The sequence below is a fragment of the Rhodococcus sp. 15-649-2-2 genome (assembly GCF_002258645.1).
Classification (GTDB): domain Bacteria; phylum Actinomycetota; class Actinomycetes; order Mycobacteriales; family Mycobacteriaceae; genus Rhodococcoides.
Map to the genome: position 1 here is coordinate 242152 of NZ_NPFM01000030.1, position 16198 is coordinate 258349.

19 protein-coding genes are annotated in these 16198 nt (G+C 64.5%); 14 read left to right on the plus strand and 5 right to left on the minus strand.

Features of this window, described 5'->3' with window-relative positions; all coding sequences use genetic code 11:
- Positions 1-103 precede the first annotated feature (103 nt).
- Genes CH305_RS20700 through CH305_RS20710 form a run of 3 tightly spaced genes read left to right on the plus strand, consistent with a single transcriptional unit; the run spans position 104 to position 1736 of the window.
- Positions 104-448, plus strand: a complete 345-nt coding sequence (locus CH305_RS20700; protein WP_094704760.1) for a hypothetical protein — start codon at positions 104-106, stop codon at positions 446-448.
- Positions 445-1386, plus strand: a complete 942-nt coding sequence (locus CH305_RS20705) for a hypothetical protein (protein ID WP_094704761.1) — start codon at positions 445-447, stop codon at positions 1384-1386. Before CH305_RS20700 ends, CH305_RS20705 begins: the two co-directional genes overlap by 4 nt.
- Positions 1386-1736 (plus strand): hypothetical protein, encoded by a 351-nt coding sequence (locus tag CH305_RS20710; RefSeq protein WP_094704762.1) that lies wholly within the window; start codon positions 1386-1388, stop codon positions 1734-1736. Before CH305_RS20705 ends, CH305_RS20710 begins: the two co-directional genes overlap by 1 nt.
- A 162-nt stretch (positions 1737-1898) precedes the next feature.
- On the opposite strand, the gene CH305_RS20715 is transcribed toward CH305_RS20710, so the two are convergent.
- Positions 1899-2108, minus strand: a complete 210-nt coding sequence (locus tag CH305_RS20715; RefSeq protein WP_094669238.1) for an AlpA family transcriptional regulator — start codon at positions 2106-2108, stop codon at positions 1899-1901.
- A gap of 93 nt (positions 2109-2201) precedes the next feature.
- Here CH305_RS20715 and CH305_RS20720 point away from each other — a divergent pair, with 93 nt between their 5' ends.
- Positions 2202-2444 carry a hypothetical protein gene (locus CH305_RS20720; RefSeq protein ID WP_094704763.1) on the plus strand — a complete coding sequence of 81 codons (243 nt, stop codon included), beginning with the start codon at positions 2202-2204 and terminating at the stop codon, positions 2442-2444.
- Positions 2445-2523: 79 nt separating this feature from the next.
- On the opposite strand, the gene CH305_RS20725 is transcribed toward CH305_RS20720, so the two are convergent.
- Positions 2524-2706: a hypothetical protein gene (locus CH305_RS20725; RefSeq protein WP_094704764.1), complete on the minus strand. Its 183-nt coding sequence runs from the start codon at positions 2704-2706 to the stop codon at positions 2524-2526.
- A gap of 438 nt (positions 2707-3144) precedes the next feature.
- Between CH305_RS20725 and CH305_RS20730 the strand changes: the two genes are divergently transcribed.
- The 9 genes from CH305_RS20730 to CH305_RS20770 all read left to right on the plus strand — a co-directional run bounded on the left by CH305_RS20730 (position 3145) and on the right by CH305_RS20770 (position 11021).
- Positions 3145-3324, plus strand: coding sequence for a hypothetical protein (locus CH305_RS20730; RefSeq protein ID WP_094704765.1), 180 nt, complete (start codon positions 3145-3147; stop codon positions 3322-3324).
- A gap of 6 nt (positions 3325-3330) precedes the next feature.
- Positions 3331-3693 (plus strand): hypothetical protein, encoded by a 363-nt coding sequence (locus CH305_RS20735; protein ID WP_094704766.1) that lies wholly within the window; start codon positions 3331-3333, stop codon positions 3691-3693.
- Between the two features lie 5 nt (positions 3694-3698).
- Entirely contained in the window at positions 3699-4142 is a 444-nt protein-coding gene (locus tag CH305_RS20740) for a hypothetical protein (protein WP_094704767.1), read from the plus strand.
- On the plus strand, positions 4142-4453 hold the full coding sequence (locus CH305_RS20745) for a hypothetical protein (RefSeq protein WP_143545324.1): 312 nt from the start codon (positions 4142-4144) through the stop codon (positions 4451-4453). The genes CH305_RS20740 and CH305_RS20745 overlap by 1 nt, the downstream gene beginning before the upstream one ends.
- A 242-nt stretch (positions 4454-4695) precedes the next feature.
- Positions 4696-4935 (plus strand): hypothetical protein, encoded by a 240-nt coding sequence (locus tag CH305_RS20750; protein WP_143545325.1) that lies wholly within the window; start codon positions 4696-4698, stop codon positions 4933-4935.
- The gene (locus tag CH305_RS20755) at positions 4932-5183 is read left to right on the plus strand and encodes a hypothetical protein (RefSeq protein WP_094704770.1); all 252 of its coding nucleotides are present in this window, start codon (positions 4932-4934) and stop codon (positions 5181-5183) included. Before CH305_RS20750 ends, CH305_RS20755 begins: the two co-directional genes overlap by 4 nt.
- Before the next feature lie 144 nt (positions 5184-5327).
- On the plus strand, positions 5328-10136 hold the full coding sequence (locus tag CH305_RS20760) for a hypothetical protein (protein WP_094704771.1): 4809 nt from the start codon (positions 5328-5330) through the stop codon (positions 10134-10136).
- A 70-nt stretch (positions 10137-10206) separates the two neighbouring features.
- A complete protein-coding gene (locus CH305_RS20765) occupies positions 10207-10515 on the plus strand; it encodes a hypothetical protein (RefSeq protein ID WP_094704772.1) in 309 nt (102 codons plus the stop codon).
- A 26-nt stretch (positions 10516-10541) separates the two neighbouring features.
- The gene (locus tag CH305_RS20770; protein WP_094704773.1) at positions 10542-11021 is read left to right on the plus strand and encodes a hypothetical protein; all 480 of its coding nucleotides are present in this window, start codon (positions 10542-10544) and stop codon (positions 11019-11021) included.
- A 131-nt stretch (positions 11022-11152) separates the two neighbouring features.
- Here CH305_RS20770 and CH305_RS20775 read toward each other — a convergent pair whose 3' ends face one another.
- Positions 11153-11446, minus strand: coding sequence for a hypothetical protein (locus CH305_RS20775; protein ID WP_094704774.1), 294 nt, complete (start codon positions 11444-11446; stop codon positions 11153-11155).
- A gap of 50 nt (positions 11447-11496) precedes the next feature.
- On the minus strand, positions 11497-12186 hold the full coding sequence (locus tag CH305_RS20780; protein ID WP_094704805.1) for an MBL fold metallo-hydrolase: 690 nt from the start codon (positions 12184-12186) through the stop codon (positions 11497-11499).
- A 260-nt stretch (positions 12187-12446) separates the two neighbouring features.
- On the opposite strand from CH305_RS20780, the gene uvrA reads away from it, so the two are divergent.
- Positions 12447-15377 carry an excinuclease ABC subunit UvrA gene (gene uvrA / locus CH305_RS20785; protein ID WP_032379507.1) on the plus strand — a complete coding sequence of 977 codons (2931 nt, stop codon included), beginning with the start codon at positions 12447-12449 and terminating at the stop codon, positions 15375-15377.
- Positions 15378-15456: 79 nt separating this feature from the next.
- On the opposite strand, the gene CH305_RS20790 is transcribed toward uvrA, so the two are convergent.
- Positions 15457-15843, minus strand: a complete 387-nt coding sequence (locus CH305_RS20790) for a DUF1844 domain-containing protein (RefSeq protein ID WP_032404077.1) — start codon at positions 15841-15843, stop codon at positions 15457-15459.
- Positions 15844-16198 lie beyond the last annotated feature (355 nt).

Sequence of the window (16198 nt, forward strand, 5' to 3'; positions counted from 1 at the left end):
ACTAACTCTCCGCAGGTCACAGCGTTGCAGCGGTTAGCCAGAGACCCCGAAACGGCCGAAAACACGGCCATAAAACCACCCAACACAAACAACGGAGGAACCGATGTCCCAATCGAGAGCACGAACCGAAGCCCGACGAGCGGCCCGCAGAGCCAAGGACGACGGCAGCGGTAAGCGGCCGAGCGGGGATCCACTGGCGATCGTCAGGCGCGTCATCGACAGCGTCGTCGGTCTCGAGGTCGACCCGAACGGCGACACCGTGCCGCTCGATCTCAGCGTCGACCAGTTGCTCGCAGCCGGGCAGCTCGCGGCCAAGCTCGCCGAGATCCAACAGACCGAGTATCGCGACGGCCTCGAACTCGCTCGGCTCGCACTCGAGCACCAGACCCCCACTGAGCCTGCATCGCCCGGTGCAGGCAGCACAACGAACGAAGGACACACGAAATGAGCACGCAGGAAAACGGCATCGACTCGAGCAACTGGGACCAGAGTGTCGGCGGGTTCGGACCCGGCGAGGCATCGGAGATCATCGGCAACACCGATGCCCATGCGCACCGGGAGCGACTAGCGCGCGCGAGGGAAGAGTCAGAGCGTCGAGCAGCCGAGGACGACCGTGATCGAGCGAGCGGCATCGGGGTGTCACCGACGCTCGACCACGAGCTCGGAAAGCGACTGACCGACGTTCCACTCAAGGGCATCAAGCGCAACGCGGCCGCGGCGAAGAAGGTGCAGCACCGGCTCGTCGAGGAACGAGAGGAACTGCTGAACCTCGCGGCCGGACAGCGCGACGGCGAATTACTCGCCGCGGCATGGGAAGCGGCAGATGCGAAAACGAAAGTTCCCTCGATCATGGTGGCGGCGCAGGAGTTCGACAGGACTGCGATCCCGACGACGCACCCGATAGCGAGGCATGGACAGTTCGAGGAGCGGCTACGCGGACATTGGGCGAATGCGAACCGCGAGGCTGTACTGGCGGTGCGGGACGAACTCGAGCAGGTTCTCGGCGAGCAGTCGACGTCGATCCTCGATGAAGCCGTGCGCGCGTACCGAACTCTGGTCGATGCGACCGGTGAGGTCGACAACGCGAACGCCGTTATTGCGGACGGTCGGCCCGAGGTTCGCGAGGCATTCCAGCAGTGGCCGAAGTTGGTCGAGCGCTGGCGGCAGATCCAGTGTGTTCGGCAGTGGCTCGCGCTGGTGGAGAATAATGGTTTCGACGAAAAGGCCCCAGATCGGTTGATCCGGACCGGTGCCCGGATGATCGAACAGGAAGTCTGGCGTAGTCAGTTCGTTGGACAGACCGGCGTCGAGCTCGCCCACGTCGACACCCCCGACGCTGCGCTGCAGTGGTTCGCCGAGCGCGAGACCGCCGAGGTGGACGCGTAATGGCGCAGCAGGACGGGACCGAAGCCCGCGGTATGTCGAAGTACCTCGAGGACCGGCCGAACGCTCAGCAGATGACGCAGGCGCAGCAACGAGAGGCCAACGCGGAACGTGGGAAGCCCGCACCGGTCACCGAGATCGCGTCGGCGCACGGGAAGGAGCTGACCCGGCTCGCCCGAGATCCCGAAGCGCGCAAAGTGAAGTACGACGCCGACCGCGCCGAACGAGACCGGCTCGACGCCGAGCGTGAGGCAGCGCGGATCAAGCGAGCCAAGGACGCTCTCGAGCATCGGACCGAGGTTGCCAACCCCCGAGCTCGCGGAATGCGTCGCTACGTCAAGGTCGACGAGTAGGACCGGCGCTACGTGGCCGTGGATCGAGCAGGCATCGAGCGCTCGATCCACGCGCCGCGGCCGAGGAACGAAACCTGCTCACATTCGACACAGTAGGGGTCGCCGGGGCAGGGGTCGCTCAGAGCGACGGCAACAGGTAGGTGCCGGCCCCTAGCGGCTCCGTCAGGCGTCTCGCGTCAAGTCCGTTCGCGCTCCAGCGCCGGGACGGCTGGCGTGCCACTCGTCGATCGTGGACTCGAGCCAGCCCTGGTTACGGCCCACTGTCGCATCGGGTTCGGGAAGATAGCTCTTGCGCTGGTACTGCTTCACAGCGTCGAGCGAGACACCGAGCTTGTCGGCGATCTCCCCGCGTGACAGATAGTGGATGGTCATCGTGGCCCCTTGCGTCGATGGTCGTCGAGAGTGACCTTACCCCTTTTGGGTAGGGGGTTGACTGAATACCCTTTTAGGTATTAGGTTGATCTCATGTCCACCCCCGAGAACGCCACCGCCACAGTCCAGCTCTTCGTCTCCACCACCGACGCTCACACGCGACGCGAGAGTGTGGTCGTCGAGGACTTCCCGACCATCACCGACGCATTCACCGACCTGATCGCGTTCTGCCGCGACGAGCAATGGACGATCACTCCCACGCTCGACGAGGACGGCGTGATCGTCTACCTACTCGCAGGGGACGACATCAGCGAAGGACTCGCGACCATCAGCTAGGCCGAGCAGGAATGACTCGACGACGCAGCAACCCACCGCACGAGATGCACGGTGGGTTGCTCTGAGTTGTGCCGTTGCTTCAGTCGTGAAGCTCGAGCGTCTGCGTCGGCGTAAACGTGGCCTCGCGAAGGCCGAAGCCCTCGCCGAACTTCGCGTAGATCATGTTGGTGTCGACCTGAGCCGACTGCTTCAGTTCGCCGTAGCCGACGAACTTCCTACCTACGAGCTTCGGAAGCTCGGATGCGTTGATAGTCGTTCCCATGTTGAATCGGGCCTCTCTGTGGTGGTGTGTCGAACCGGACTTTCCGGACGACAGGGACAGTAGACGTGGGCACCGACAGTTGACTAAGCGACCAACACGACATGCACTGGAGCGCAGACCCCCAGGGGTGGGAGGCCCCTCCCGGGGGTCCACCAGCCAGGCAGCCAGGTACTGCACATTTCGTCGGCTGCGGTGCGAAAAGAACCGCATTTTGACGCCCTCAAACGCCCTGAACAGGCTTTTTCGGGCTGAACGCGCGTTCGAATGCCGGCCCCAACTCGACGTCCAACATGGTTCGGGTCGACAAAACGTTCGATTTGTCGCGTATTACACAGCCGCTCAACGGATTTCGGAGACGTGGGCAGGAACATTGGACAGATCACCGTACGGCGTACGACCATTGGTGCTCGATCGTTCACCAGCAGAGAGGGGCCTCAGATGCCCACGATCACCCCCAAGTTCCCCGTAGCGACGGCCACGAAGGAGCAGCACGCAGAGATGGCGAGGATCGCTCTCGCGAAGGTCTACGAGCACGCGCCCTACACCGCGGAGGTCGATTGCGATTTCTGGCTCCAGGTCGCGGGTCTGCACTCGTTCCTCTCCGGCCCAGCGGACTGATCGCCCGTGTTCACCGACGCAGAGCTCGCGGCGTGGTTGGTCGCCGAGCGGGATCACCGGATCACCGAGCTCGAGCACAGCGGCCTCGAGTCGTCCGAGGTGCTCGACGAACTGAGAGCGCAGATCGTCGACGCGGCGATCACTCGCCAACTCGACACGGCCGGTCTCGAGCCGCAGAGCGTCGCCGATCTGCTCGCCGCGCTCGATCACATGAAGTTCGTCCGGTCGGACGGGACGGTCGACGTCGAGCGGGTCGAGAAGGCAATCGGAGCTCTCGCACGAGGTGCCGCTGTCGAGAACCGCCCACCACCACGATCGTCGGACCGCGCCCCGAACCGCGGCGTCGGCCGCTACCTCGAAAGGACGTGACAAACATGACCGCCAACGACACCGCGGCCGGCACCGAGTCGGTCGTCGACTTCTACCGCGCCAAGGCGAAGAGTGTCGGAATCGTGCTCGAGGCCGACGACCTCGCGACGGCCGCGGACCTACAGGCCACGACCGATGACATCGCGGCGCTCGATGCAGCTCTCGCCGCCGACGGCCGCACGATCACGACGAAGAGCGGAACGGTCAAGATGCACCCCGCGGTGGCCGCGGTTCGGCAGCTTCGTATGACCCGAGCTCGCTTGGCATCGGTCATGGACGCGCGGATCCTCGCCGCCCGCTCGACGTCCGGCGCTGCGAGCGGTGGGCAGACCGGCATTCGCGGGGTCTACACCGGAGACGGATCTCAGAACCAGGGACGGGACAACGAACGCGGAGCTCGCCGCGGTAAGGGACGTGTGGCGCGCCCCCGAGCGGGACGGGGTGCGTGATGGCTCGACCGATGCTCGCCTCCGACCTGGTGGACGAGGGTCGTCCCGCTGCCCTCACGTTCGACGATGTCCCGCCCGAGTTCCGTCCTAGTAACTGGCGTCGGTGGCTCGGCAAGGTGAAGACAAGGCACGTCGCTGAGGCGCTCGTCAGCGAGATCGAGGAGAAACGAGCGCGCGAGATGGCAGCGAGTGAGATGCGGTCGGACGCCTATTGCCAGTGGCTCGCGGACCATGACCTGGCTACGCCATCCGGTCGACCGCTACGCGGCTGGGATTCGACGTCACTCGCGCGATGGGAGGACAGCCAGTGAAGAGGCTGCAGGTTTCGGCCCGTTGCCAACGCGGGCACCATCTCGAGCCGCGGACGACCTACGTGCGTCACACCGGGGCCGACGAGTCGGCGGCGTCGGGCCACCGCCCAATCGGTTGGGAGTGTGTCGTTTGCCTGCGGGTGGCGTGCTGGCGGGCTCAGTACCCGAACCGAGCGGTGCCGGCCGAACTCCTCGAGCCCGAAAACTACAAGCGGCAGCAAGGAACACTGCGCCGATCCAGAATGCCGAAATTCACAGCCGCGGTTGACTTTCGGTCTGGCTGGCAGTTCACGGACCGTGACTCGACAACGGATACGCGAGCCGAGCGGGAACACACAGCCGCCGAGGCCGAACGCCGCGAGCTCGCTAGGCAAGAACGAGAGCAACAGGACGCCGAGGATCGTCGAGCTCGACAGATCCGGCGCGAGCACGCCGACGACGCTCTGCGGTCGATCCGCGCTCTGATGGGTGCCGCGTCGTGATCGTGCTGCGACTGTTCGGCGTCGAAATGCTGGCTGTCGGCCGTCCCGAGTCGGACGACACCGAGCCGGACGCATTCGACAACACCGCGGGCAGTTTCGAGCTCGCGGACCCCGAACTCGCCGAACGTGACCACGACGTCTACCTCGCGAGCAGGCGGCGGCGACCGGCCATCGTGGCAATCGGATCGAGGCACAACAGCGGTACGCGGGACCGGTCTCGAGTCTTCGGTTTCGGCCCGTCGATGTAAGGATCGAGACTCAATGTTGCTGCAGTGCAACAATTTCCGGTGATCGAAGATTCGACAGACCTGGTCCGACCTCCCTACGCTGACGACAGAGGCACTCCCCGAGAAACCGGGGGTGCCTTTCGTCTTTTATAGGGAGGTTGACCGGTGGCAGGTCGGACGTACGTCGCGGGTGAGGCCGCGGTCAAGCTCACGCCCAACAGTGGCGGCTTTCATCAGACGGCCCGACGCGAGCTCGCGGCAGATAAGCTCAGCACCGGCGTCAGTCTGGTCGCCGACGCGAAAGGTTTCCGGACCGACGCGCGCGAGAAGCTGGCGCGCGGACCGAGACTCACTCACAAGGTGCAGCTCGTCGCCGACACCACTGGCTTCCGACAGGCTGCGCAGGCCAAGCTCGACACCGCGCGGCTCACCGTCAAGGTGCAGCCGAAATTCGACTCGGCGACGCCGGAGCTGCAGAAGCTCAAGACCCACCTCGAGTCGATCAAGCTCACCATCAAGGTCAAGGTCGAAATCGACGACAACGGGTACCGACAGAAGCTCGCTCTGCTCACCCGAGACACGACGCAGCGAGTCCGTGTCGACATCGACCGACGCGACATCGACGGTCTCCGCGAAGCGCTGAACGGTGTCGGATCGACGGTCAACAACACGACCAACAACATCACGAACATGGGCCGCAGCGGAGCGCGCGCTCTCCGGCCCCTGCTCTACGGCTTTCTCGCGCTCGCGGCCGTCTCACTGATCCCGTTGGTCGGCCAGCTCACGCAAGCGCTGGGGGTGATCGCGCTCATCCCGGCCATGGCGACATCGGCACTGGCGTCGATCGCTGCGCTCGCGATCGGATTCAGTGGCATCGGCAAGGCCTTCACCGCGAAAGCTCCGAAGGTCACCGACACTGCAGGCCAGCAGAACCGGCAGGCAGCAGCGCTGCGCGGGATGGCGGCAGCCGAGCGAGGCCTCGCCAATGCACAGCGGCAAGGCCTCGCAGCGCAGAAGCGGCTCAACGACGAACGCAAGATGGCAGTACGTCGACTCCGCGACATGAACGACGAACTCGACTCGGCCGTTCTGAACGAGGAAGACGCGCGGATCGCGATCATCGACGCGCAGAACGACCTCAACCAGGCATACATGGATGGCGACGCGCTCGGCATCCGCAAGGGCCAGAACGCAGTCCGGCAGGCCGAAGAAGGCCTCGACCAGATAATGAAGAAGAACCAGGACTTGCGCGCGGACGTCGAGGCCGCGAACAAGGCCGGCGTCGAGGGTGACGAGCAGGTCATCGCCGCGAAAGAAGGCATCCTCGACGCGAACGACGCGATCCTGTCTGCACAGGAGTCGATGCTCGCTGCACAGGAAAGCCTCAACGAGTCCACCAAGAGCGGCGTCGACGCTGTCAACGAGCTCGAAGAAGCGCTGGCGAACCTCTCGCCGAGCGCACGTCTGTTCGTCGAGACCGTCCGCGGCCTCAGCGACGAATGGAAGGAGCTGCGACTGCAGGTGCAGGAGTCGTTGTTCTCCGGTCTGTCTGGTGAGGTGCAGTCGCTCGCCGACATGTATCTGCCGAGCCTGAAAGAGCAGCTATCGGGCATCGCGACCGAGATCAACGGCGGTCTCAAGTACGCGCTCGACTCGCTCATGTCCGACGGCGCTCGCGAGAACATCGACAAGATCATGGAGATGACTCGGATCTCGATCGGTCCGCTCATCAAGGGCTTCACCGACCTCGCGGCCGGCATCGGCAACATCGCCACCGTCGGATCCGAGTTCCTGCCCGGGATCGCCGACAGCTTCGCCAACTCGATGGCGCGGTTCAAGGAATGGTCCGGCTCCGAAGAGGGCCAGAACGAGATCCGCAACTACATCGCGGAAAGCATCCGGACGTTCGACAAGGTCTGGGAGTTCGTCAAAGAGTTCTCGCGCGTGATGAAAGGCCTGTTCCAGACGTCCGACGAGGCCGGCGAGACCATGCTCGAGTCGCTGACATCGACCATGCGCGAGTTCGCCGACTGGATGAACACTGCCGAGGGTCAGGCCCGGATGGGGACGTTCTGGGAGGACGTCCGAAAGACCATCACGGACATCTTCAACATGATCGGCGCGGCCATCAAGCTCGCCGACAAGATCGCGTCGATTCTCGGCATCAACGACGACAAGCGGACCACGGAAAACGGCGAGATCACCGCGACGAACAAGGGTGGAGATCGCACCAAGTACGGCCCCGGCTACCAGAACGAAGACGACCAGGACGTCGACGCCGACGGTAACCGGGTCTACGGCCGATGGGGGATCTTCCCGGGGTTCAAGAATCCGTTCCAGGGCAACCCGATGGAGAGCGGGGACGAGTCCAAGCTCAACCTCAACAGCGGCGGCAGCATCGCCGACAAGCTCGACAACTGGATCCGCGGCAACGGCTGGAAGACCGACGGCGAGGTCGACGGACCTCCGAAGGTCGGCGTCGGACAGGGCGGTCGCGGCGCTCGCGACTACGGCGCACTCGCCGGACAAATCGAGGGACAACTCAAGGGGCCGCAGGATCTCTCGAGCTGGGATCGGTTCAAAGAGAAGATCTCCGGCATCAAAGACACCGTGCTCGGCGAGAACGGCCTCTCCGGCTGGCTGGGCACGCTCGGAGGCGTGTTCTCTGGTCTCGGCGACACCATCGGCGGCGTCGGCGACTCGATCGGCGAGAAGATCACCGACGTCAAGGAATGGATCGGTGATCTGCGGACCAATGCCGGCGAGTGGCTGGGCAACATCGGCGACTTCTTCGGTGGTCTCGGCTCCCGGGTCGGGACCGTGCTCACCGACATCATCGACAGCAAGTTCCCGTGGCTCAACACCGCGCTGGAAACTATGCGTGGATGGTGGGACTCGGTCACCTCCGGCATCGGTTCGACGTGGGCCACGCTCAAGGAAAAAGCTGCCGAGCCGATCAACTGGATCATCGAGAACATCATCAACGGCGCTCTCAAGAGCGCGTGGAACGCTGTCGCCAAGGTGATCCCCGGGCTCAAGGAATGGGACGGCGTCGACACGATCGCAACGGCGACCCCGAGCACCAGCGGTGGACAGCGGAACTCCCGCAGCCCTGGCGTCCCAGAGTTCCGCACCGGCGGCGTGGCCGGTGTCATGCCGGGATACACCCCCGGCCGCGACCCGTTCACCATCGGCGTGTCCGGCGGCGAAGCGATCATGCGTCCCGAGTTCACCCGGGCCGTCGGCCCCGAGTGGGTCGACGACATGAACGTCGCAGCACGACGCGGCGGCATGGCGGCTGTGCAGGACCGGATGGCGAACTACGCGTTCGGCGGCGTCGTCGACTCGTCGCTGTGGGCCGCAGTGTCGTCCGCGTTCCCGAACGCCACGCTCAACTCGGCATACCGTCCCGGCCACAGCGGCTACCACGGACGCGGAGGCGCAATCGACATCGGTGGACCGATGCAGTCGGTCGCCGACTGGATCTTCCAGAAGTTCCCGAGCTCGGCGCAGCTCATCTGGGGACCAGGACCGCTCATCGCGGCCGGCAACACCGACCAGGGCTACGCGCAGAACTACTTCCGCGACGACCTGGCCGGCCACTTCGACCACGTTCACTGGGCATCGGACGTCCCGGTCACCTCCGACGGCCAGATGGTCTCCGACGAGCGCGGTGGATTGCTCTCGACAATCTCCGGAGCGATCTCCAGCGCGGCGAACTCGGCGCGCTCGCTGGCGGCAAGCGGCCTGAACAAGGCGCTATCCGGCATCGAGAACTCGATCCCCGACTTCGGCGGCTCGATGATCGGCTCGATCCCGAAGGACTTCTTCGGCGCGATGAAGACCTCGATGCTCAGCGCGATCTCCGGATCGAGCGGTGGCGGTGCCGGACCGGACGCTCCGTGGCTCCCGTCGGCCGGTGCCGAGCAGTGGCGACAGATGATGATCGACGCCTACAAGAATCAGGGCTACGATCCGTCGCCGGCCAAGATCGACGCGTGGGTGCGCCAGATCGACACCGAGTCGAGCGGCAATCCGAACATCGCGCAGCAGATCACCGACGTCAACGGCACCGGCGAAGCAGCCGGCGTCGGTCTCGGCCAGATGATCCCGACGACCTGGCAGGCATACCGCGACCCTGCGCTGCCCGACAACCGTCGCGACCCGTGGGCCATGACCAACGCCATGGTCCGCTACGGCGAGCAGAAGTACGGCGACCAGCTACTCAACATGATCGGTCAGGGCCACGGCTACGACCAGGGTGGCCTCGCCAACGCGATGGGTCTCCTGCCGAAGCTCACCGTCGAGCCGGAGCGGGTGCTCTCGCCTGCGCAGACCGTCGCGTTCGAGAAGCTGATCCCGTTGCTCGAGTTCGTGCTCCCGAACCTCAAGCCGCAGGCGCACAAGGATCCGATCCCGGTCACCATCGCCGACACGGGCACGCTCAACGGGCAGCCGTTGCAGGGTGCCACCGTCGGGCCGAACGGCGAGTACATTCCGTCGCCGACCGGCGCCGGAACTCGAGGCCTCTACAGCGTCGGACCGCAGGCCACCGGGTACGAGAAGCCGGTCGCGTTCTCGACGACACCTGCCGGCAAGACGGCGATGTCGCTGGCCGGCACCTTCGGTTTCGGCAAGCAAGCGGCGTACCTGCAGAGCAAGGAAGAACCGCTCATGCAGCTCTCCGGCGGTATCGCCGGAGCAATGGCGGCAGCCGCGGGTGGACCGCAGGCCTTCGCGGCGCACGCGGCGCAGACCAGCGCAGCGGCGATGGCGAACATCGGCAAGAACTTCGCCGAGTACGCACCGGAGGCCGCAGGCGGTATCGCGGAGTCGGCGCTGTCGGCCATCGCCGGACCGCTCATCGGCACCGTCAATACCGGCATGAGCAAGAACGAAGTGACCACCGCGATCGGTGATGCCACCAACCGCGCGATGCGTCGCACGAAGTTCGGAAGGAACAGGACGCGATAACGGTGTGCGACACGCCGACAACGTCTCGTGTCGCGCCGAAGCTGTCGTCAGCTCCCCATAGGGTCTGGGGATGGCAATCAAAGTGACCCTTGACCCCAACTTCACCGTCGGCGACCTGTACGCGTTCGTGGACCTTCTCAGAGCCGCGAACATCGACTCCGAGGTCGTCGTCGGTCAGGTGAACATCGCCAACGACGACGAAATCCTCGACCACTACGAGATCGAGCTACCCGCGGCATCAGCGACGTCGAGCCCGCGGATGCCCGACGCACCGTGGCACCTGTACCGCGAGGCACTGGACGACATCATTGCGGGCGATGGAAACGCGCAGCGGCACCTCGAAGATCTCGCCAAGCTCCGCGACGCCCTGCCCGACTGATGGCTGTCGATCCTGTATGGGCAGGCGTGGTCGGCACCGCTGTAGGTGCCGTCGCCGGTAGCGCATCGTCTCTCCTCGCGCCTCTCATCAACTGGAAGACCGAGAAAAAGCGGCTAGAGGTCGAGGTCAAGAACGCGAAGGAACTCGCGGATCACCAGCACAAGCTCGACGTCGAAAGAGTGAACCAAGAGGCCGCGGCGGCTGCAATTGCCGCCAAACGCGATCTTGTGGCGAGCTGGCGGCAGGGAGTGGCGGATGCGCTACGCGATTTCTTGGATGCGACAGAGAAAGCGGACGACAGGAACTCACGAGGCTTGGGTTGGGAGTTGAAACCTGCTCCCGTTGTCGGCACACCGTGGTTCGAGACACTGCGCCCCTACCTCGACGATAAGCAGGCAGAGGTTTACAACTCCTTCATTCTGCCGAGCGAAGTCATCGTGACCGAAATGCTGGCCAAACGGTTGTCGGCCGAAGTGACACGTATCGCGAGGGACTGGAAAGTCTGACCCTGCACGCAGAACGGCCCCGCCTCAACCGGGAGATCAAGGGCGGGGCCGTTCCTCAAACATCGCGTAGCTGCAGCCGCGCTGTTGGTTGCATCGTGCCCGACGTCGCGGGCATTCGAGAAAACTTCGGACTAGCCGAACACCACCGTCGACAAACCACCCATCGCGAACGGGTCGGTGGGTTCGGGATCCGCGGGGGATATGGCACGCCCGAACTTTTTGTCGAGTTGTCGGTCGAGCTCGGCGGTGCGTTCGAGGTGTTCTGCGTACCCGGTGCGGATCGCGAAGGTCAGTAGGTCGAACTCCTCGCGGCTCATGTTGACCGCGAGCGTCGATGTGAACTCGATCGACACGTCGAAGTCGTCGAACGTGACGACCGGCTCGAAGTTGGGCGCGTTCTCTGTGGTGGTGGTGTGTGCCTGCACTGGATAGACCTTTCGGGGGAGGGCGAGCTATGCCGCGCGCCCCGGCACGGTCACCAACCGCGCTTGCGCCATTCATCCAAGTGCGGGCGCTCGGTGCCGAGTGTGGTGTCTTTACCGTGACCGGGGTACACAATTGTTTCGTCGTCGAATCGATCGAATACCTTGGTTACCAGGTCATCCATCAATGACGCGAAGTCCGCGGGGGTTGTTGTCCGTCCAGGACCGCCGGGGAAGAGTGAATCTCCGGTGAAGAGATGGGTGCGGGTGCCGTCCGTATCGGTCAGCGCGAGTGCGATGGAACCGGGGGTGTGTCCAGTCAGGTGCACCACATCGAACGTGAGCTCGCCCACCGTCACCGTGTCCCGATCGGCCAGCAGGCGGTCCGGAGCGACGGGCAGCGGCTCGGCATCGAGTGCGTGAGCGGCCGTCGGTGACTCCGTGCCACCAGCGATGTCCGCCAGCGCCTGCCAGTGGTCGGCGTGCTGATGCGTCGTCACGATGAGCGAGAGGGTCGGTGCGTTCTCGTCGATGAGCAGCGAAATGCGTTCGGCCTCGTTGGCGGCGTCGATCAGCACCGAATGACCCGTTGCGGAACAGACGACCAAGTAGGTGTTGTTGTCCATGGGGCCGACCGACATCTTCGTGATCGTCGCGCCGGGAATCGTGCGCCGCTGCGGCTGCGAACCCTGAGAGACGACGCCGGTGTAGTTGTCGTCGATGACCATGAGGTGCTCGTCCATTTCGAGGACGCTACCGTCGGCGGCCCGATGAGGGGCGTCGGGGTCGTGCACGTGGAAAAGTGTGTCGGTGCCTGGATCTACCATTGCTACTGCGTGAGGTTCGTCCCTCACCGAGACAGGTTTTCGACGTGGGGTCGTCGGTTACACGACGTGTAACCGGTGCATCGGCACCACACGTCATTACGCGACTCGACAGTTGCACAGTGCTGCATCGAGCAGCGACTCGACTGGACGTGCTCGTTCGGAAAGAAGGGAACACAGTGGCGGATCGCCTGATAGTGCGAGGTGCACGAGAGCACAATCTGCGGGGAGTCGACATCGACCTGCCTCGCGATGCGCTGATCGTGTTCACAGGTCTGTCCGGCTCGGGCAAGTCGTCCCTCGCCTTCGACACGATCTTCGCCGAAGGTCAGCGTCGCTACGTGGAGTCGCTGTCCGCTTACGCGCGGCAGTTCCTCGGCCAGATGGACAAGCCGGACGTGGATTTCATCGAGGGGCTCTCGCCTGCGGTCTCCATCGATCAGAAGTCGACCAACCGCAACCCACGGTCGACCGTCGGCACCATCACCGAGGTCTACGACTACCTTCGCCTGCTGTACGCCCGCGCCGGCACGGCGCATTGCCCGGTGTGTGGTGAACAGATCGCGAAGCAGACTCCGCAGCAGATCGTCGATCAGGTGCTGGACATGGAGGAGGGTCTGAAGTTTCAGGTCCTAGCTCCGGTGGTCCGTACCCGTAAGGGTGAATTCGTCGATCTCTTCGACTCGCTCAACACGCAGGGCTACTCCCGTGTGCGCGTGGACGGCGTCGTACACCAGCTCACCAGTCCTCCTGTCCTCAAGAAGCAGGAAAAGCACGACATCGAGGTGGTCGTCGACCGCCTGACTGTCAAGTCCAGCTCGAAGCAGAGGTTGACGGACTCGGTCGAAACCGCCCTTCGACTTGCGGACGGCATCGTCGTTCTGGACTTCGTCGACCGCGACGAGAACGCTCCGGACCGCGAACGCCGGTTCTCCGAGAAGCTCGCGTGCCCCAACGGCCACCCGTTGTCCATCGACGATCTCGAGCCGCGGTCCTTCTCGTTCAACTCGCCGTACGGTGCCTGCCCCGACTGCGTCGGACTCGGCGTGCGCAAGGAGGTCGATCCCGAGCTCGTCGTTCCCGACGGCGATCTCAGCCTCGCCGACGGAGCTATCGCACCGTGGTCGATGGGCCAGACATCGGAGTACTTCGGCCGCCTGCTGTCCGGGCTCGCCGACGCGATGGGGTTCGATCTGAATGCACCGTGGAACAAGTTGCCCGCCAAGGTCAAGCGAGCGGTCCTCGAAGGCAGCGACCACCAGGTGCACGTGAAGTACAAGAACCGTTACGGCCGAACGCGCTCGTACTACGCCGAGTTCGAGGGAGTGATGCCGTTCCTGCATCGTCGTCTCGAGCAGACCGAGTCCGAGCAGATGAAGGAACGCTACGACGGGTACATGCGCGATGTGCCGTGCCCCACGTGCAACGGTGCCAGGCTGCGGCCCGAGATCTTGTCGGTCACGATCGCGGCGGGCGACTTCGGTCCGAAGTCGATCGCCGAGGTGTGCGAGCTGTCGATCGCCGATACCGCGAACTTCCTGAACAGCCTCACCCTCGGTCGTCGTGAGGAGGCGATCGCGGGCCAGGTACTCAAGGAGGTGCAGGCGCGCCTCGGCTTCCTGCTCGACGTCGGCCTGGAATACCTCTCCTTGGCCCGAACGGCCGGCTCGCTGTCCGGCGGCGAGGCCCAGCGAATCCGGCTCGCCACCCAGATCGGATCGGGCCTCGTCGGCGTTCTCTATGTGCTGGACGAGCCCTCGATCGGTCTGCACCAGCGAGACAATCGTCGGTTGATCGACACGCTGACCCGGCTCCGCGACCTCGGAAACACGCTGATCGTCGTCGAGCACGACGAGGACACCATTCGTACCTCCGACTGGATCGTCGACATCGGGCCGTTGGCCGGTGAGCACGGCGGCCGCGTCGTGCACAGCGGCTCGTACGAGGACCTGCTGACCAACGAAGAATCTCTGACCGGCGCGTACCTTTCCGGGCGGATGGAGATTCCACTGCCGGACACCCGCCGCGTCGTCGACAAGAAGCGTCTGGTGACCGTCGTGGGTGCCCGCGAACACAATCTGCGCGGTATCGACGTGAGCTTCCCCCTCGGGGTGCTCACCTCGGTCACCGGAGTGTCCGGTTCGGGCAAGTCCACGCTTGTCAACGACATCCTCGCGACCGTGATGGCCAACAAGCTCAACGGTGCCCGCCAGGTTCCCGGCCGGCACACCCGGATCAACGGACTCGACCAACTCGACAAACTCGTCCGGGTCGACCAGTCGCCCATCGGACGCACGCCGCGCTCCAACGCGGCAACCTACACCGGCGTCTTCGACAAGATTCGTACGTTGTTCGCAGCCACCACCGAGGCCAAGGTGCGCGGCTACCAGCCCGGCCGATTCTCGTTCAACGTCAAGGGCGGTCGGTGCGAGGCATGCTCGGGCGACGGCACGCTGAAGATCGAGATGAACTTCCTCCCGGACGTCTACGTTCCGTGCGAGGTCTGTGAGGGCGCGCGGTACAACCGCGAGACACTCGAGGTGCATTACAAGGGCAAGACCATCGCCGAGGTTCTGGACATGCCGATCGAGGAGGCCGCGGATTTCTTCGAGGCCATCACCTCGATCCATCGATACCTCAAGACACTTGTCGAGGTCGGTCTCGGATACGTGCGTCTCGGTCAACCGGCCACCACGTTGTCCGGTGGTGAGGCGCAACGCGTCAAATTGGCCGCTGAATTGCAGAAGCGGTCCACCGGCCGCACCGTCTACATTCTCGACGAGCCGACCACCGGCTTGCACTTCGAGGACATCCGGAAGCTGCTCGGCGTGGTGAACGGTTTGGTGGACAAGGGCAATACCGTGATCGTCATCGAGCACAACCTCGATGTCATCAAGGTCTCCGACTGGGTGATCGACATGGGTCCCGAGGGCGGTTCCGGTGGCGGAATGGTTGTGGCGCAGGGTGATCCGGAGGCTGTAGCGGCTGTGCCGGAAAGCTACACGGGTAAGTTCCTGCAGGAAGCGCTCACTCGTGAGTCGGTTGTCTCGCAGCCGGTGAAAGCCGCCCCGAAGAAGCGCAGGCCGCGAAAGGTCGCCGCAGTCCGGTAGCGCCCGCGAACGACGAACGCCGCACCCGGTAGTGCACCGGATGCGGCGTTCGTGTTCGGGTCGTCGTCGAGGCTCTCGCTCAGTGCACCGGACCGGTGTACTTCTCGCCGGGGCCCTTTCCTGGCTCGTCCGGGTGGGCCGATGCTTCCCGGAATGCGCGTTGCAGTGCTTGCAGTCCATCGCGAATGGGTCCGGCATGGGGGCCGAGGTATTCCACCGACGCGGTGACCAGGCCTGCCAGTGCGGTGATGACACGTCGTGCCTCGTCGAGGTCCAGGTAGGGGCTCTCGGCGGGATCCGGCTCGGAGAGTCCCAACTTCTCGGCTGCGGAACTCATCAGCATGACCGCAGCGCGGCTGATGACCTCGACCGCGGGGACCTCGGCGAGTTCACGGACTTCGGGCTCGGTGCCGACTGGGTCGACACCCGCGGGATCGCCATCGGCGGGAGTGGGGGAGCTGGTCATGCCTACGAGAATCCCACGCCGCCTGCGGCCGGGAGAATCGGGTGCCGACGAGTTCGAGGGCGATCGGGCTCGATTGTCGGTTTGTCGAATCTGCTGGTAGTGTGACTCGACGACCGTCTTCGGCGTGCGCTCCTCGATGGAGTTCACCGCACGGAGGCAGCAAGTGGAGCCCGACTCCCACCGGCACGTAGCCTTCAACAAGCTACTTCCGGTCCGGTCGCACGATGGAGATCGTCACAGGTTTCCGGCGTGCTTCCTCCCAGTGAGGAGACTGTACGACGACAGTTGTCGTGCGGGTCGACCGGTCGACATCGGGCCCTGCCATCGGTTCACACCGAGAGCGGGGTTTTTTCTT

Coding starts and splice junctions, on each gene's coding strand:
- CH305_RS20740 (WP_094704767.1), top strand. CDS start 3,699: ATGACCGCCAACGACACCGCGGCCGGCACCGAGTCGGTCGTCGACTTC.
- CH305_RS20700 (WP_094704760.1), top strand. CDS start 104: ATGTCCCAATCGAGAGCACGAACCGAAGCCCGACGAGCGGCCCGCAGA.
- CH305_RS20705 (WP_094704761.1), top strand. CDS start 445: ATGAGCACGCAGGAAAACGGCATCGACTCGAGCAACTGGGACCAGAGT.
- CH305_RS20725 (WP_094704764.1), bottom strand. CDS start 2,706: ATGGGAACGACTATCAACGCATCCGAGCTTCCGAAGCTCGTAGGTAGG.
- CH305_RS20720 (WP_094704763.1), top strand. CDS start 2,202: ATGTCCACCCCCGAGAACGCCACCGCCACAGTCCAGCTCTTCGTCTCC.
- CH305_RS20780 (WP_094704805.1), bottom strand. CDS start 12,186: ATGGACGAGCACCTCATGGTCATCGACGACAACTACACCGGCGTCGTC.
- CH305_RS20745 (WP_143545324.1), top strand. CDS start 4,142: ATGGCTCGACCGATGCTCGCCTCCGACCTGGTGGACGAGGGTCGTCCC.
- CH305_RS20730 (WP_094704765.1), top strand. CDS start 3,145: ATGCCCACGATCACCCCCAAGTTCCCCGTAGCGACGGCCACGAAGGAG.
- CH305_RS20710 (WP_094704762.1), top strand. CDS start 1,386: ATGGCGCAGCAGGACGGGACCGAAGCCCGCGGTATGTCGAAGTACCTC.
- CH305_RS20750 (WP_143545325.1), top strand. CDS start 4,696: ATGCCGAAATTCACAGCCGCGGTTGACTTTCGGTCTGGCTGGCAGTTC.
- CH305_RS20765 (WP_094704772.1), top strand. CDS start 10,207: ATGGCAATCAAAGTGACCCTTGACCCCAACTTCACCGTCGGCGACCTG.
- CH305_RS20790 (WP_032404077.1), bottom strand. CDS start 15,843: ATGACCAGCTCCCCCACTCCCGCCGATGGCGATCCCGCGGGTGTCGAC.
- CH305_RS20715 (WP_094669238.1), bottom strand. CDS start 2,108: ATGACCATCCACTATCTGTCACGCGGGGAGATCGCCGACAAGCTCGGT.